The organism is Streptomyces longispororuber, from assembly GCF_024448165.1.
GTDB classification, from domain to species: domain Bacteria; phylum Actinomycetota; class Actinomycetes; order Streptomycetales; family Streptomycetaceae; genus Streptomyces; species Streptomyces longispororuber_A.
This window is the reverse complement of sequence record NZ_JAMOLN010000104.1, coordinates 1-15,043: the sequence shown is the minus strand read 5'-3', so window position 1 is coordinate 15,043 and position 15,043 is coordinate 1. Positions and strand designations below refer to the sequence as shown.

Below are 15,043 nucleotides of genomic sequence, written 5' to 3'. Positions count from 1 at the left end.
CTTAGCCCTGAAAGTTTTCCGCACGGAGGTCCGGCCGGGGCCATAATGAGCCGATAGATCGGATGTCTTGGGCGTACGGCGACGGCGTCCCGGTTGGATGAGGCGGGGGTCCGCATGGCTGTCACCGACGAGGCCATCGAGAAGATCAAGGGCATGATCGTCTCCGGCGCGCTGCGCCCCGGCGACCGGCTCCCCAAGGAGAGCGAACTCGCGGCGGAGCTCGGCCTGTCGCGCAACTCGCTGCGCGAGGCGGTGCGCGCCCTCTCCCTGATCCGCATCCTCGACGTCCGCCAGGGCGACGGCACGTACGTGACGAGCCTCGACCCGCAGCTGCTGCTGGAGGCGCTCAGCTTCGTCGTCGACTTCCACCGGGACGACACGGTCCTGGAGTTCCTCGCCGTCCGCCGCATCCTGGAGCCCGCGGCGACCGCGATGGCCGCCACGCTCATCGCCCCCGACCAGCTCGACAGGCTGGACGCGCAGCTGGACGCGCTCGGCCCCGAGCCGTCGGTGGAGGAGCTGGTCGCCGCCGACCTCGACTTCCACCGCGGCATCGTGAAGGCGTCGGGGAACTCGGTGCTGTGCTCCCTCCTCGACGGCCTCTCCGGGCCCACCACGCGAGCCCGCATCTGGCGCGGGCTGACCCAGGAGGACGCGGTCAGCCGCACCCTGCACGAGCACCGGGCGATCCTCGCGGCGCTGCGCGACGGCGACGCGGAGGCCGCGCGGTCGTGGGCGACGGTGCACATCGCGAGCGTCGAGCAGTGGCTGCGCTCCACCCTCTGAGCCCCCGCGCCCCGGTCGATCGAGCCGAACGGGTGGAGTGGACAGCTCCGCGCCGGGGCAGGGTTGGGGGCAGCGCAGAGCCGCAAGGGGACTGCGGAGGGTCCCCGCGGACGCCGTAAGGTGGGCAGGTACGCGAGGGCACGTCGGAAGGAGGCGCTGGGTGATCGAGCTCGAGGGGGTACCCGAGCTGGTCGACCCGGTCATGGTGGCCGCGTTCGAGGGCTGGAACGATGCCGGCGACGCCGCCTCCACCGCGGTCGCGCATCTCGACAAGGAGTTCAAGGGCGAGGTGTTCGCGGCGCTCGACGCCGAGGACTACTACGACTTCCAGGTCAACCGTCCCACGGTCTTCCTGGACGGTGGCGTGCGCAAGATCACCTGGCCGACGACACGGCTCTCGGTGATCCGCATCGGCGGCGACAAGCCGCGCGACCTGGTCCTGGTCAGGGGCATCGAGCCGTCCATGCGCTGGCGCTCGTTCTGCAACGAGCTGCTGGGCTTCGCCCACGAGCTGGGCGTCGAGCTGGTCGTCGTGCTGGGCGCGCTGCTCGGCGACACCCCGCACACGCGCCCCGTCCCGGTGTCGGGAGTGACGTCCGATCCCGATCTCGCTACGCGCATGGACCTGGAGGAGACGAAGTACGAGGGTCCGACGGGCATCGTCGGCATCCTCCAGGAGGCGTGCACGCACGCGGGCGTCCCGGCGGTCTCCCTGTGGGCGGCCGTCCCCCACTACGTGTCGCAGCCGCCGAACCCGAAGGCGACGCTGGCCCTCCTGAACCGTCTGGAGGACCTGATCGACCTGCGGATCCCGCTGGGCGAACTGCCGGAGGACGCGCGCGCCTGGCAGCTGGGCGTGGACCAGCTGGCGGCCGAGGACAGCGAGGTCGCCGAGTACGTGCAGAGCCTCGAGGAGGCCCGCGACACCGCGGAGCTCCCCGAGGCCTCGGGCGAGGCGATCGCCCGCGAGTTCGAGCGCTATCTGCGCCGCAGGGATCCGGGCACGTCGCCCGGCGGCCACGCCACGGACGGCGGCGACAGCTCCTCCTACCTCCGCGACAACCCGAGCGGCCGCACCCGCCCCCCGAAGCCACCCCGCCCGGAGGGCGAGGACCCGGAGGACTGACGGCGGGACGGCGCCCGGTGCCGCCTGCCGGGGCCCGGGGCTACAGCCGGGGCACGGCGACCGCGTCGTAGTCCGTCTCCGGCGTGGGCGCCTCCACGTCGAAGCGGGCGTTCGGCAGGTACAGCCGGTCCCGGTACGCCGCGATGGTCGTGGGGATGCGGAACCGCGGATCCGTGATCCGCCCCACCGCCACGCCCCGGGTGCCCGCCGCATCGAGCCGGAACACGTCGATCGCGTTCTGCCACTGCTGCGCGACGTACAGGATCCGGCCGAGCAACAGAATTCCGTCACCGTTGGGCACGGTCGCCCCGCCCAGATCGACCGCCCGCGCCACCCCGGTCCGCGGCTCCACCCGCATCAGGCTCCCGCCGCCCGCGACGGTGTTGACGACGATGAGCCCCCGCCCGTCGGGCGTGCGCGCGATCCCGTTGGCCGTGAAGTCGGGCCCCTGCTCCCACTCCCCCGCGAGCGGCAGCGTCCAGCTCTGCCCGGGCTCGCCCCGCGCGCCCAGCGCGACCCCGTACAGCTGCGCCTTGTACGAGTCCGTGAACCACGCGGCGCCGGGCGTGAGCACCACGTCGTTCACCATCGTGCCCTCGGACCCGACGACGTACGTCCGCTCGATCCGCAGCCGTCCGCCCCGGACCGACGCGACCCGGATCTCCCGGCTGGCCGCGCCCGCGAGGTACAGCCGGCCGTGGTCGTTGATCTTCAGCCCGGCGGTGGGATGCGCCGCGCCGAGCCCGCTCGGCACGACGGCGCCGGCCCCGGTGGCCAGCGAGGCCCGGTAGAGGTCGCCGCCGGCCAGCGACCCGAAGTACGCGTACGGGGCGCCGCCGATGGCGATGCCCTCCGGCTGGAATCCGCCGGGCAGCGGGAACCCGGTGGGCCAACTTCCGCTCTCGGTACGGGAATCGGCCGCCCGGGCGGTGCCCGTGGCAAGTCCGGCGGACACCGCGGCGCCCGCCGCCAGAAACGATCTACGTGCGAAGGAACGGTGCATGGAGCGTCCTTCCGCGAAGGACCGGGGCACTCGCGCGCCACTCGGTCAAAGGGTCAACAGACGCTCATACCCCACCACATGACACCGGCCCCCGCAGGCTTTGGCCGGTTTGCGGCGGGACAGCTGTTTCCGGTCGGAATGCAGGGGGTTCCCAAGTCAGCCGGATTTCAAACCCAGTGACCGGACGAGGGGTGGACGGGCGGGCCCGGACGTGCCAGGTTGTGCCCCGACGAGGGCGGCACAGACAGACCCGGACGACCAGATGTGGCGAGGGGAGCTGTGAACCGATGAGCGACCAGCACGCAGAGCCGGGAGGCCCGGGAGCGGCGGGTCCCGGACCGGACGGATCCGGTTTCACGTACAGCGGGGCACAAGAGGAACTGATCGTCCTGGCGCGGCCGGAGGCCCGGCTGCGGGTCCAGGCGGACGGCGTCCGCTCGGCGGCGGGCGCGGACGTGTCGGCGCTGAACATGTTCCTCGGCGACGAACAGCTGGCTCTGGAGCCGCTGTTCGGCAGCGAGGAGCGGTTGCAGGGCATCTCGGAGGCGTCGGCGGCCGGGGCCGACTTCCCCGATCTGGCGCTGTTCTACCGGGTGCGGGGCGCCAACCAGCGGGCGCAGGAGCTGCGGGCGCGGATCGCGGCACTGCCGGAGATCGTGACGGCGTACGTGAAGCCCGGCGCGGTGCCCGCGACGGCGCACGGGTCCCCGGAGGAGTTCGACGAGGCGCGGCGGATGAAGGAGAAGTCGGCCGCGACCCCCGACTTCACCGGCCGGCAGGGCTACCTGGGCCCGGCACCCGCCGGCATCGACGCCCACTGGGCGTGGCAGCGGCTCGGCGGCAACGGCGAGGGCGTCAGCGTCATCGACGTGGAGGGCGCCTGGCAGCTGGGGCACGAGGACCTGTCGGCGAAACTGGCCGGCATCGTGGTCGGCACGCCGATCTCGGACGTGGCGTGGCGCAACCACGGCACCGCGGTCCTCGGGGTGATCGGCGGCGACCGGAACGAGCGCGGCGTCACCGGCATCGTCCCGGAGGCCGTGACCGCGGCGGCCTCGTTCCAGGGCGTGGGCACGGCGGCGGCGATCCACGCGGCGGCCGAGCGGCTGGGCCCCGGTGACATCGTGCTGATCGAACTGCACCGGCCGGGACCGCGGTTCGACTTCCAGCCGAGGGACGACCAGCGCGGCTACATCGCGCTGGAGTGGTGGCCGGACGACTACGCGGCCATCAAGTACGCGACGGCCAAGGGCATCGTGGTGGTGGGCGCGGCGGGCAACGGCGCCGAGTCGCTCGACGACGCGGTGTACGAGCGGCGTCCGCACGAGTTCCCCGAGTGGTGGCGCAACCCGTTCAACCCGTCGAACCGGGCCTCGGGCGCGGTCCTGGTGGGCGCGGGCGCGCCGCCGCCCGGCACGCACGGCCGCGACCACGGGCCCGACCGCTCACGCCTCGCGTTCTCCAACTACGGCGCCCGCCTGGACGCCCAGGGCTGGGGCCGTGAGGTCACCACCACCGGCGGCTCCTGGAACCAGCCCGGCGATCTGCAGGGCGGCACCGAGGAGATCGCCTGGTACACCGATACTTTCTCCGGCACCTCGTCCGCCTCCCCGGTGGTCGTCGGCGCGCTGGCCGCCCTCCAGGGCATGCTCAAGGCGGGCGGCCAGCGCCCGATGACGTCGCAGCGGGCGCGCGAAGTGCTCCGGGCGACCGGCTCACCGCAGCAGGACGCCCCCGGCCGGCCCGCCTCCCAGCGGATCGGCAACCGACCCGACCTGAGGGGGGCGGTCACCAACCTGCTGCCCTCGACGGTCGGTTCGGGCCAGGCGGAACGGTACTGGGACGAGCTCATCCCGTATCCGCCCGAACTCCCGCCCCGGCTGCGTCTGTTCGTGGCGGGCACCTGGCGCAATCTGAGCAACCCGTCCCCCGAGATCCGCCAGGCGGTGCATGCCGCCTTCGCGGGGGGACGGCCCGACGTACGTGTCTGGTTCTCGGACGACGAGGTCGTCGGCCTGGTGGTCACGGGCTGACGGCCCCAACCAACCGGTACCGGTGGCGACTCCGCCAAGACGAGACGACGAGAAGGGGTACCCGCATGAGCACCACTCCTCAGCTCCACCAGCCCGGTCAGCAGCAGTTCGGGCAGCAACAGCCTTACGGCCAGCAGCAACAGCAGACCGGCCTCCAGCCGATCCCGCAGCACGTCCAGCAGCAGGGCGGCATGCAGGGGATGCAGGGGATCCAGGGCATGCAGGGACAGCAGGGCCCGAGCACGATCCCGCCGCAGTTCGGGCAGCAGGGCTTCGGCTCGCAGGGGTTCGGCCCGCAGGGCTTCGGCTCGCAGGGCTTCGGTCCGCAGCAGCAACAGCAGTACGGTCAGCCGCAGTTCGGGCAGCAGCAGTTCGGGCAGCAGCAGATCCCGCAGCACCTGCAGCAGCAGCTCCAGCAGATGGGGCAGCAGCAGCCGTTCCAGCAGTTGCTGCAGCAGCTCGGGCAGCGCGGCCAGCAGGGCGTGCAGGGCGCGCAGTCCCAGGTCCCGCAGGCGCAGGTCCCGGAGATCTCGACGCAGTCGCTGACCCTCGGCGTCGCGCAGAACGTGTACGACTACGTGCAGCCGCTCCCGGGCCAGGCCGAGATTCTCTACCTGCTCGTGGACAACGCCTGGCGCGTGCTGATCAACCCGCTCGACGAGACGCACACGATGGTCCAGAACGCGTTCGTCTACGGCCAGCAGGTGATCGCGTTCTACGACACCACCAACCCCGGTCTCATCCTCGGCGTGGCCATCACGCGCTGACCCCCTGACCGGACCGGCGGCGCCGGGCGGAGGAACTCCCCCGCCCGGCGCCGCTTCGTGTCAGCTCCCGCTCGCGCACGCGAACCGGGCGGCCGCCCAGTCCCCGTGGTCGCCGGTCTTGGAGCCGTTGGTGTCGGTCACCTTCAGGCGCACGTGCCGCGCCCCGGACACGTCGACGTCCACGGGCACGGTCGCCGAGGCGCCCGTCACCTTCGGAGACGTCCACAGCACCTCGCCGTCGGCCTCGACGGAGAAGGCGACCTCCCCGTACCCGTTGATCTCGTCGTCGATCCCGACGTCGGCGGTCAGCTTCGTGCACCGGCCCCCGAGGTAGACCTCGATGTCGGAGTCGGCGTGCACGCCGACGCCCTTCTCGTAGGTCTTCCCCGCGAGGGTCAGGGGGTGTCCGTCGGTGGCGCCGGACTCGCCGTTGCTGCGGTCGCGTTCGGCGGGCCCGTAGCCGTTCGTCGACCGCAGCCACACCAGGTCGCTCGCCCAGGTGCCGCCGGCCGGGGCGGGCGGCATCACCGTGAGCGCGAACCGGCCCTGCGTGGTGCGCTGTTGGCCCGCGGCCGTGTACCGGGCGGTGGCGGTGAGGGCCTGCTCCCCGGCGGTCGCGTCCTTCGCCGGGGTCACGTCGAGCTCGACGCGGCGCGTGGCACCGGCCGGGATCCGGTCGACGGAGACGGGCTCCCCCGCCGTCCAGCCGTCCGGGACGTCAGCGGCGTCCAGGGCGACGGAGACGTCCGTGGCGTCCTTGCCGCCGGCGGTGACGTCGACGGCGACCTTGCCGGGCGTACCGGCGCCCAGCTCCTGCCCCGCGGGCGCCGCCACGGTCGCGGCCGCGCCCGGCACGGCACCGCCGACGGCGGAGGTGTCGCGGAGGTCGAGGGTGAAGGCCCGCTCCGTGGACCGTTCGCCCGTCTTCACGAGCACGACGCCGCCGCGCTCGTCACGGTCGTAGAACCAGCCGCTGCCGGCCGCTTCGTACGCGCTCCTGGACGCGTGCCGGGTCAGCTTCCGGCCGTCCAGCTCGACCCGGCTCGGCGCGTCGGCGGTGTGCACGGTGAACGCGTAGGGCCGGGCGCTCTGCTTCCCCCGGTACGTCCCCTCGCTCGCGCCGATCCGCACGCGGACGTCGCCCGCTCCGGCCTTCGGGGCGGTGACCTCGGCGCGCTGGGTGGCGTAGGCGCCGTCGCGGTGGGCGCGGGTGACGCCGTCGTCCTCGTACAGCTGGAAGGACGAGGAGCCCTGCGGGTAGACGTCCCAGGCGACCGGGGCGTGGGCGTCGCGGTCGGTGTAGGAGCGGATGCCGGGCCACATCGGCACGGCGGCGCCGCCCCTCACGAACAGCGGGAGCGTGTCGAGCGGTGCGCTGTAGCCGTCGATCGTGGTCGGCCCCTGGTAGACGCGTCCGGTCCAGTAGTCGGTCCAGGTGCCCTTCGGCAGGTAGATGCCGTCGCGCACGGCGGAGTCCTGGTAGACGGGCGCGACCAGGAAGTCCTCGCCGGTCAGGAACTCGTACGTGGCGGCGCCGGTCGCGGCCTTGGGGTCGTCCGGGTATTCGAGGGCGAGCGGTCGCACGGCGCCCACGCCCGTCTTCGTCGCCTCGTGCGCGTACGAGTAGAAGTACGGCAGCAGCGACTCGTGCAGCTTCAAGTACTTCCGGTTGATGTCGGTGTACGGCTTGCCCTGGCGGAACGGCTGCTTGTCGCTGGCCGCCCAGCCGTCCATCGTCATCGTGACGGGCAGCAGCGACTTCCACTGCAGGTCGCGCACGTACGTCTTGGGGCTGCCGCCGAAGATGCCGTCGACGTCACCGGTGGTGTACGCGAGCCCGGACATCGTGGCGCCCGCGTACGTGGGGATCTGCCAGCGGATGTAGTCCCACGACCCGGACTGGTCGCCCGACCACTGGACACCGCAGCGCTGCGCGCCGGCCCAGCTCTCGGGGGCCCAGGTGTAGCCGCGGGCGTCGGAGTTGTCCTCGATGCCCTGGTAGGCGGCCTTGCAGCCGTCGAGCGCGAACTTGTAACCCGCGCCGACCCAGGCGACGTCGAGCTTGGCGACGCGCTGTCCCGCCTTCACCTGGTCGGCGATCTTGTCGATGCCGTCCTCGGTCCACAGGCCGAGCTGCGTCTTGTTCTTCTGCAGGCCCTGCGCGGTCTCGGCGAGGTCCTCGTACCCGCAGCCGTAGCCGTCGTTGACCAGCTTCCAGCCGAGCGGCATGTCGTTCTCGACGTACTGGTCGGCGATCTTGACGGCGTCGAGGGTGTGCCGTTCGCCGCGGTTGGCGTTGTGCAGGTAGCAGTCGGCGTCCCCGATCTCCAGCCCGTAGATCGGCGGCAGGAACGGCTTCCCGGTCAGCTTCGTGTACTGGCCGATGACGTCCTTGGCGCTGTCCTTGCCGCTGCCCGCGAAGTAGTAGGCGTCGAAGCGGCGCTCCTTGGCGGCGGCGGTGACGGGCTCGCCGAAGGTGTACGTGTTGGGCGCGAAGGTGTTCCGGAAGACGCCGTAGCCGGCCGAGGAGAGGTAGAAGGGCACGGAGTTGGGGTGGCCCCCGTCGTCCCAGTTGTAGTCGACCTCGGCCTCGACGGTCTTGTCGCGCAGGCTGGTGTTGCCGCGCCCGTTCTGCATGCCGACGCCGTAGAACTGCTCGCCGGCGCCGCGGGCGAGGGTCTGGGTGGTGGAGTCGGCGGTCCAGCTGAGCGGGGCGCTCTCGGACCAGAGCTGGGTCCCGTCGTTGCGGTAGAGGGCGAACCGCAGCGGTGACTTGTAGGCCCGCAGCGTGACCTTCGCGCTGCTCAGCTCGTACCGGTCGTCCTTCTCCCGCCAGTGGGTGGCGGGCGCCTTGCCCTGCGGCAGGACGATGGCGTCGCCGGCCGGGTCGGTGAACCGCCCGTCGGGGGCGAGTTCGATCCGGAAGGTCTCGGCCCCCACGAAGCTGACCCGGGCGCCCGCGGCGCCCGCGTCGAAGGTGTAGCGGGATCCGTCCGGGTGGAAGCCGGTGACGTCACCGACGGTGCCGGGGTCGTCGGCGGCCTCGGCGGAGGCGCCCGGCCCGGCGAAGGCGGCGAGGAGGCCGAAGGCGGCGACGGCGACCAGAGATCTGAGACGTCTGCGCGTGCTCGATGCTGATTGCATGGCCGTTGTTTAGCGCAGAAACGAGCACGGGACTAGAGGGCGAGAACAACAGCAGCCACAAAAAACAGCCCCTCCGGCGATTGAGGAGCGAGGGCCGGGGCAGAGCCCCGCGCCCTCGACTCCTCCCACCGAAGGGGCTGTTCGCGGCCGGGAACTAGAGCGCGACCCCCAGCAGAGCGTCCACCGCACGGGACACCACACCGGGCGCCCCCTCGTCCGACCCGCCGTCGGCGGCCTGCGCCTCGGCCCAGCGATCGACGGCCGCCAGTGCGGCGGGCGCGTCCAGGTCGTTCGAGAGCGCCGCGCGGATCTCCTCGACCAGGCCCTCGGCGGGAGGTCCGTCCGGCCGGGACACGGCGGCACGCCACCGGCCGAGCCGGGCCACGGCGTCCGCGAGCACCTGGTCCGTCCACTCCCAGTCGGCCCGGTAGTGGTGGGCGAGGAGCGCGAGCCGGATCGCGGCCGGGTCGACGCCGTCGCGCCGCAGCTGCGACACGAAGACGAGGTTCCCCTTGGACTTGGACATCTTCTCGCCGTCGAGCGCGACCATCCCGGCGTGCACGTACGCCTTGGCCATCGGGAACTCGCCGGTCAGCGTCTGCGCGTGGGAGGCGCCCATCTCGTGGTGCGGGAAGGCCAGATCCGATCCCCCGCCCTGGACGTCGAAGCCCATGCCGAGGTGGTCGAGGGCGATGGCCACGCACTCGATGTGCCAGCCGGGGCGGCCCTGGCCCAGCGAGCCGCCGTCCCAGCTCGGCTCGCCCTCGCGGGCGGCCATCCACAGCATCGGGTCGAGCGTGTTCTTCTTGCCCGGACGGTCCGGGTCGCCACCGCGCTCGGCGGAGAGCAGCCGCATCGCCGCGGCGTCGAGGTTCGAGACGGACCCGAAGTGCGGGTCGGCCTCGACGGAGAAGTAGATGTCGCCGTCGAGCTCGTAGGCGGCACCCGTGTCACGGAGCCGCTCGACGAGCGGCACGATGCCGGGTATCGCCTCGACGGCGCCTATGTAGTGCTGCGGCGGCAGCATCCGCAGGGCGGTCATGTCCTCGCGGAACAGGGCGGTCTCGCGCTCGGCGAGGCCCTCCCAGTCGATGCCGTCGCGCACGGCCCGCTCCAGCAGGGGGTCGTCGACGTCCGTCACGTTCTGGACGTAGTGGACCTGCCGCTTGGTGTCGAGCCACACGCGTTGCACGAGGTCGAACGCGTTGTAGGTCGCCGCGTGACCCATGTGGGTCGCGTCGTACGGCGTGATGCCGCACACGTAGATACGGGCGACGGGACCAGGGGCAAGGGTGACGAGCCCATCGGTCGAGGTGTCGTGGATCCTCAGGTCGCGGCCCTTGCCAGGCAGGGCGGGGACCTCAGAAGCGGGCCAGGCATGCATGTCATGAGCCTAACCGGACGCTGCGTCCGTATACGAACCGGACCGGGTCCGATGGCCGACGAGGCGCTCTTGCGCCCGCCCGGCGGGGGCCGCTAGGCATCGACGACGGTCGCGCGGATGGAGTCGGAGAGGCCGAAGTGGCGGATGCCGTGCACCAGATGGGCGCGCAGGCCGCACACGAAGTACGTCCAGCCCTGCGTCTGCCCGACCGCCCGGGCCGCGCCCTCGGTCCCCTCCGGCATCGGCTGCTCGGTGATCGTCAGCCGGGTGGCGGCTCCGGACGCCTCAAGAGCGGCCAGCTCGATGGTGACGTCGCCGCCCGGCCAGCTCCAGGAGATGAGCCGATCCGTCTCGATCTCGCCGATCTGCACGTCGAACGTCGCGTCGACGTGCCCGAACCGCCAGGTCACCGTCGTGCCCGGGACCATGGGGGCGGACGCCTCCGCCGTGAAGAAGCTCGACAGCCCCTCGGGCGTGACGATCGTGTTGAACACGTCCTTCACGGGGCGGTCGATCCGGTCCTCGACAATCAGCTTGGTCATGCCCTCGAACGTAGCCCGCCCCACGGACGACCGCCCCCGGGCCCGGGAATCCGCAGCTCAGACGGGTGGCCACGGGATCGCCGGCCACTCGCCGCTCGGCTCCCGGTGCCGCCCGGACTTCAGCAGGGCCGCCACCCTCTCCCGTACGGCGTCCAGCTCGGCCGCGGTGATCAGCTCGCCGAGCCGCAGCGCGAGCGGCTCGCCCTCCCGCAGCCGGTCCCGCAGCGCCTCCAGCGCGCCGGTGGCCTCCTCGGTCAGCGGCTCCCCCGCCCAGCCCCACAGCAGCGTGCGCAGCTTGTCCTCGACGTTGAAGGTGACGCCGTGGTCGATGCCGTACAGCCGCCCCTCCTCGTCGACCAGCAGGTGCCCGCCCTTGCGGTCGCCGTTGTTGATCACGGCGTCGAGCACCGCGAGCCGCCGCAGCCGCGGGTCGTCGGCGTGCACGAGCAGCGCGGTGCGCCCCTCGGCCACCTCGGCGAACCCGATGGCCTTCCAGCCCTCGCCCGGCTCCTCGCCGTCGACGAGCGCGAGCAGCCCGTCGCCGTCCGAGGGCTCGTCGGGCGTGTCGATCCACCACTGGCACATGCCCTCGCCGTACGGCCCGTCGCGCAGCACGGTCGGCGGCACCAGGCCCCAGCCGAGCGCCTCGGAGACCTCGTACGCGGCGACCTCGCGCTGCGCGAGCGTGCCGTCGGGGAAGTCCCACAGCGGGCGCTCGCCGCGCACCGGTTTGTAGACGCAGGTGGCCTCGCGGTCGCCGTCCTTGACGGTGCACAGCAGGACCGCGTTCGACGCCTCGCGGATCTGTCCCCTGACGTGCAGCTCGCCGCGGGCGAGGAGCTCGGGGTCGCGGGTGCTCACGCGCCGCGCCGGTATCCGTTCTGGCGCGGACATACGTGTCCCTCCGGGTCGAGCGGCAGGCTGCAGAGCGGGCACGGCGGGCGGCCCGCGTTCACGACGTCCAGGGCCCGCTTGGCGAAGGCCCGGGCCTGGGACCCGGTGAGCCGGACGCGGAGCATCGGCGGGCCGTTCTCCTCGTCCTGGAGAAGCCTTTCCTCGGCTTCCGCCAGATCTTCCTCGGAGTCGGCGTCCAGCTCCACGAGGGCCTGCGCCTCGACGATCATGCGCTGTTCGTCGCCGTCCCAGGCGAGCGCCATCGTGCCGACCCGGAACTCCTCGTCCACGGGCGAGTCGAGGGGGGCCGTGTCGGCGACCTCGGTGGGCGCCATGGCGGGCACCGGAGCGTTGCCGCCGCTGCGCCGCACCACCTCGTCGAGCAGTTCGTCCATGCGCTCCGCGAGCGCGGCCACCTGGGTCTTCTCCAGGGCCACGCTGGTGACCCGCGTTCCTGCCGAGGCCTGCAGGAAGAAGGTGCGGCGCCCGGGGAGCCCGACCGTACCGGCCACGAAACGCTCCGGTGGGTCGTAGAGGAACACCTGACGGGACACGTCCTGTCTCCATGGGATCTGAGGATCGACTGGCCGGGCCCGGCCGGTCGACGACCGGACCCCACTGTGCTTACAGGTGCTTCACCCTACTGCGGCGGACGATCACGGTGCGCCCGCGCCACCTCCGACGGGTGCGTCCGGCCCCGCGGGCTCGGCGCGCGGCGCCAGGGACGCGAAGTCCCCCGTGTCGCCGAGGCGTACGAGAAAGGGGCGCAGCCGGGTGTAACGGATCGCCGTGATGGAACACGGCTCTACGGAGATCCGCTGGAAGAGGTCCAGATGCAGCCCGATGGCGTCCGCCACAAGGGACTTGATGATGTCGCCGTGCGAGCACATCACGTACACGGCGTCCGCGCCGTGCTCCCGCTCCACGCGCGCGTTCCACTCGCGCACCGCCTCGGCGGCCCGGTGCTGCATCTGCCGCATCGACTCGCCGCCGGGGAACGCGGCGGCCGTCGGGTGCTGCTGGACGACCTGCATGAGGGGTTCGTCGGCGAGCTCGGCGAGCTTGCGGCCCGACCAGTCGCCGTAGTCGCACTCGCCGATGCGGTCGTCGGTGTGCGCGGTCAGTCCCGGACGGGCCGCGAGCAGCGGCGCGACGGTCTCCTGGCAGCGCTGCAGCGGGCTCGTGACGAGTTCGGCGATCGGCAGCTCGCGCAGCCGCCCGGGCAGGCCCGCGGCCTGCGCGGTGCCGCGCTCGTCGAGGGCCACGCCGGGGGTCCACCCGGCGAGCAGACCCGCGGTGTTGGCGGTGGAGCGTCCGTGCCGGACGAGGATCAGCGTGGGCATACGGGCCAGCCTAGGCGCACGAGGAAGTGCGGCCCGGCCACCCCCTGGGAAGAATGCCAGTCATGATCGTCGACTGCGCCATCTACAAGGACGGGCGTCGTACCGAGGGCCCCGACGACTTCTCCGACGCCCTCGACGAGGCACGGGCGACGGGCGACGCGTTCGTGTGGATCGGTCTGCACGAGTCCACCGAGGACGAGTTCGACAAGGTCGCCCAGGAGTTCGGGCTGCACCCGCTGGCCGTCGAGGACGCCCTGAAGGCGCACCAGCGGCCGAAGCTGGAGGTCTACGACGACTCGCTGTTCGTGGTCCTCAAGCCGGTCGTGTACGAGCCGAAGAGCGACAAGGTGTCCACGGGCGAGCTGATGCTGTTCCTCGGCGACTCGTTCGTGGTGACCGTGCGGCACGGCGAGGGCGCGCCCCTGAAGGCCGTACGACAGCGTCTGGAGGACGATCCGGAGTTCCTCGCGCACGGGCCGACGGCGGTGCTGTACTCGGTCGCCGACGCCACGGTGGACCACTACCTGGAGGTCGCCGCGGAGCTGCAGACCGACCTGGAGGAGCTGGAGGCCGAGGTGTTCTCGCCGGACCAGGGCGGTTCGCGGGACACGGCGTCGCGGATCTACACGTTCAAACGGCAGATCCTCGAATTCCGGCGCGCCACGGGACCGTTGGCCCTGCCGCTGGCCCGGCTCGCCGGCGTGGGCCCGTGGGGGCTGTCGGCGGTGCCGTTCGTGAACGAGGACGCGAAGCCGTTCTTCCGCGACGTGAACGACCACCTGACGCGGGTCAACGAGTCCGTGGACGGCCTCGACCGCCTCGTCTCGGACATCCTCTCCGCGCACCTCGCGCAGATGAGCGTGCGGCAGAACGACGACATGCGGAAGATCTCCGCGTGGGCCGCGATGGCCGCGGTGCCCACGATGATCGCGGGCGTCTACGGCATGAACTTCGACCACATGCCCGAGCTGCACTGGATGTGGTCGTACCCGGCGGTGATCCTGCTGATGGCCGTCCTGGAGCTGTTCCTGTACCGGCTGTTCAAGCGGCGCGGGTGGCTCTGACCGCCGCGCGGGTCAGGCGAACTCCACCGACGTCGTCGCGGGCCCGCCCAGCGCGTCGCGCCGCTCCGGCATCGTCAGGGACACCATCCGCCGCCAGCCGCCGAGCCGTTCGTACGCGTACACGGCGTGGATCCCCGCGGCCAGCAGGGACGCCTTCGCCCTGGACCAGCCGAGGACCCGGCCCATGTGGTCCATGACCGCGAGACTGACGTCCCGGTAGACCGCGATCTCCGCGAGGGCGCACTCGCGCAGGATCCGCTGGATGGCACGGCCGTGCCCCGCGTGGGCGAGGCGCAGCAGTTCCTCGTGGCAGTAGGCGAGGTGGTTGTCCTCGTCGTTGGAGATCATCTTGACCGCGCGGCCGATGTCGGGATGGCTCGCGAAGTGCTTGCGCAGCAGCTCCATCTGCTCCGAGGCGCGCTGCTCGGTGACCCTGCTGTGCGCCAGGTACGTGACGACGTCCTGCACGGACAGCGGTTCGTCGCGCCGCAGCCGCTCGTGGGCGAGGCCGATGCCGTGCCGTTCCAGGAGCATCGTGTAGTCGGCGTCGTGGGGGACGGGGACCGGGTCGAGGCCGCGCTTCTTCAGCAGGGCGTTGAAGATGCGTCCGTGCTTGTCCTCGTCGGCGCCGTGCCGGGCCACCTTGGGCGCGAGCGCGCGCTGGCTCTCCGGCACCAGGGCGGCGATCCGGCCGTTCTCCCAGCCGCCCTGGGACTCGCCGCTGGCCGCGACGGAACAGAACAGCCGGAACGACTCGTCGTTGTCGAGGATCTCCTGGAACAAGCTCTTGGCCGACAGCATCGTGGTACCTCCATGCCTCCACGCCGGGGTCCGTGGGTCCGCAAAGAACGAGTCAAATGCGGTGGGCGTGGACGGGCAACAGGTGTGGAGGACAACTCGGCCGAACGGAGGACCCGGGACTGGGAACAGAGGCGTAACCGCGCGCCCGGTGACGCG

13 protein-coding genes are annotated in these 15,043 nt (G+C 72.1%); 5 read left to right on the top strand and 8 right to left on the bottom strand.

The annotated features are described in order from the left end of the window. Nucleotides 1-114 precede the first annotated feature (114 nt). Together M4J07_RS26690 and M4J07_RS26685 are read left to right on the top strand one after the other, a co-directional pair. Nucleotides 115-786, top strand: a complete 672-nt coding sequence (locus M4J07_RS26690) for a FadR/GntR family transcriptional regulator (protein ID WP_255975569.1) — start codon at nucleotides 115-117, stop codon at nucleotides 784-786. A 160-nt stretch (nucleotides 787-946) separates the two neighbouring features. Further along, entirely contained in the window at nucleotides 947-1,912 is a 966-nt protein-coding gene (locus M4J07_RS26685) for a PAC2 family protein (protein WP_255975568.1), read from the top strand. Between the two features lie 40 nt (nucleotides 1,913-1,952). Here M4J07_RS26685 and M4J07_RS26680 read toward each other — a convergent pair whose 3' ends face one another. After that, a complete protein-coding gene (locus tag M4J07_RS26680; RefSeq protein ID WP_255975567.1) occupies nucleotides 1,953-2,915 on the bottom strand; it encodes an SMP-30/gluconolactonase/LRE family protein in 963 nt (320 codons plus the stop codon). A 287-nt stretch (nucleotides 2,916-3,202) separates the two neighbouring features. Here M4J07_RS26680 and M4J07_RS26675 point away from each other — a divergent pair, with 287 nt between their 5' ends. Together M4J07_RS26675 and M4J07_RS26670 are read left to right on the top strand one after the other, a co-directional pair. Continuing rightward, on the top strand, nucleotides 3,203-4,948 hold the full coding sequence (locus tag M4J07_RS26675) for a S8 family peptidase (RefSeq protein WP_255975566.1): 1,746 nt from the start codon (nucleotides 3,203-3,205) through the stop codon (nucleotides 4,946-4,948). A 65-nt stretch (nucleotides 4,949-5,013) separates the two neighbouring features. After that, nucleotides 5,014-5,715, top strand: a complete 702-nt coding sequence (locus tag M4J07_RS26670) for a hypothetical protein (RefSeq protein ID WP_255975565.1) — start codon at nucleotides 5,014-5,016, stop codon at nucleotides 5,713-5,715. 60 nt (nucleotides 5,716-5,775) lie between these two features. Here M4J07_RS26670 and M4J07_RS26665 read toward each other — a convergent pair whose 3' ends face one another. The 6 genes from M4J07_RS26665 to M4J07_RS26640 form a co-directional block, all read right to left on the bottom strand. Further along, on the bottom strand, nucleotides 5,776-8,859 hold the full coding sequence (locus tag M4J07_RS26665; RefSeq protein WP_255975564.1) for an NPCBM/NEW2 domain-containing protein: 3,084 nt from the start codon (nucleotides 8,857-8,859) through the stop codon (nucleotides 5,776-5,778). Nucleotides 8,860-9,013: 154 nt separating this feature from the next. After that, the gene (mshC, locus tag M4J07_RS26660; RefSeq protein WP_255975563.1) at nucleotides 9,014-10,243 is read right to left on the bottom strand and encodes a cysteine--1-D-myo-inosityl 2-amino-2-deoxy-alpha-D-glucopyranoside ligase; all 1,230 of its coding nucleotides are present in this window, start codon (nucleotides 10,241-10,243) and stop codon (nucleotides 9,014-9,016) included. 92 nt (nucleotides 10,244-10,335) lie between these two features. Continuing rightward, the gene (locus M4J07_RS26655) at nucleotides 10,336-10,785 is read right to left on the bottom strand and encodes an SRPBCC domain-containing protein (protein ID WP_255975562.1); all 450 of its coding nucleotides are present in this window, start codon (nucleotides 10,783-10,785) and stop codon (nucleotides 10,336-10,338) included. A 57-nt stretch (nucleotides 10,786-10,842) separates the two neighbouring features. Continuing rightward, nucleotides 10,843-11,679 carry an SCO1664 family protein gene (locus tag M4J07_RS26650; protein WP_255975561.1) on the bottom strand — a complete coding sequence of 279 codons (837 nt, stop codon included), beginning with the start codon at nucleotides 11,677-11,679 and terminating at the stop codon, nucleotides 10,843-10,845. Further along, entirely contained in the window at nucleotides 11,643-12,233 is a 591-nt protein-coding gene (locus tag M4J07_RS26645) for a DUF3090 domain-containing protein (protein WP_255975560.1), read from the bottom strand. The genes M4J07_RS26650 and M4J07_RS26645 overlap by 37 nt, the downstream gene beginning before the upstream one ends. 102 nt (nucleotides 12,234-12,335) lie before the next feature. Continuing rightward, nucleotides 12,336-13,022, bottom strand: a complete 687-nt coding sequence (locus M4J07_RS26640) for a histidine phosphatase family protein (protein WP_255975559.1) — start codon at nucleotides 13,020-13,022, stop codon at nucleotides 12,336-12,338. A 62-nt stretch (nucleotides 13,023-13,084) separates the two neighbouring features. Here M4J07_RS26640 and corA point away from each other — a divergent pair, with 62 nt between their 5' ends. Next, a complete protein-coding gene (gene corA, locus M4J07_RS26635; RefSeq protein ID WP_255975558.1) occupies nucleotides 13,085-14,086 on the top strand; it encodes a magnesium/cobalt transporter CorA in 1,002 nt (333 codons plus the stop codon). A gap of 12 nt (nucleotides 14,087-14,098) precedes the next feature. On the opposite strand, the gene M4J07_RS26630 is transcribed toward corA, so the two are convergent. Continuing rightward, the gene (locus M4J07_RS26630) at nucleotides 14,099-14,887 is read right to left on the bottom strand and encodes a ferritin-like domain-containing protein (RefSeq protein ID WP_255975557.1); all 789 of its coding nucleotides are present in this window, start codon (nucleotides 14,885-14,887) and stop codon (nucleotides 14,099-14,101) included. Nucleotides 14,888-15,043: the final 156 nt, after the last annotated feature.

What these genes read in the sequence shown, in the direction of transcription:
- M4J07_RS26690 (WP_255975569.1), top strand. Translation starts at nt 115, where the DNA reads ATGGCTGTCACCGACGAGGCCATCGAGAAGATCAAGGGCATGATCGTC.
- M4J07_RS26680 (WP_255975567.1), bottom strand. Translation starts at nt 2,915, where the DNA reads ATGCACCGTTCCTTCGCACGTAGATCGTTTCTGGCGGCGGGCGCCGCG.
- M4J07_RS26675 (WP_255975566.1), top strand. Translation starts at nt 3,203, where the DNA reads ATGAGCGACCAGCACGCAGAGCCGGGAGGCCCGGGAGCGGCGGGTCCC.
- M4J07_RS26670 (WP_255975565.1), top strand. Translation starts at nt 5,014, where the DNA reads ATGAGCACCACTCCTCAGCTCCACCAGCCCGGTCAGCAGCAGTTCGGG.
- M4J07_RS26665 (WP_255975564.1), bottom strand. Translation starts at nt 8,859, where the DNA reads ATGCAATCAGCATCGAGCACGCGCAGACGTCTCAGATCTCTGGTCGCC.
- mshC (WP_255975563.1), bottom strand. Translation starts at nt 10,243, where the DNA reads ATGCATGCCTGGCCCGCTTCTGAGGTCCCCGCCCTGCCTGGCAAGGGC.
- M4J07_RS26655 (WP_255975562.1), bottom strand. Translation starts at nt 10,785, where the DNA reads ATGACCAAGCTGATTGTCGAGGACCGGATCGACCGCCCCGTGAAGGAC.
- M4J07_RS26650 (WP_255975561.1), bottom strand. Translation starts at nt 11,679, where the DNA reads ATGTCCGCGCCAGAACGGATACCGGCGCGGCGCGTGAGCACCCGCGAC.
- M4J07_RS26640 (WP_255975559.1), bottom strand. Translation starts at nt 13,022, where the DNA reads ATGCCCACGCTGATCCTCGTCCGGCACGGACGCTCCACCGCCAACACC.
- corA (WP_255975558.1), top strand. Translation starts at nt 13,085, where the DNA reads ATGATCGTCGACTGCGCCATCTACAAGGACGGGCGTCGTACCGAGGGC.
- M4J07_RS26630 (WP_255975557.1), bottom strand. Translation starts at nt 14,887, where the DNA reads ATGCTGTCGGCCAAGAGCTTGTTCCAGGAGATCCTCGACAACGACGAG.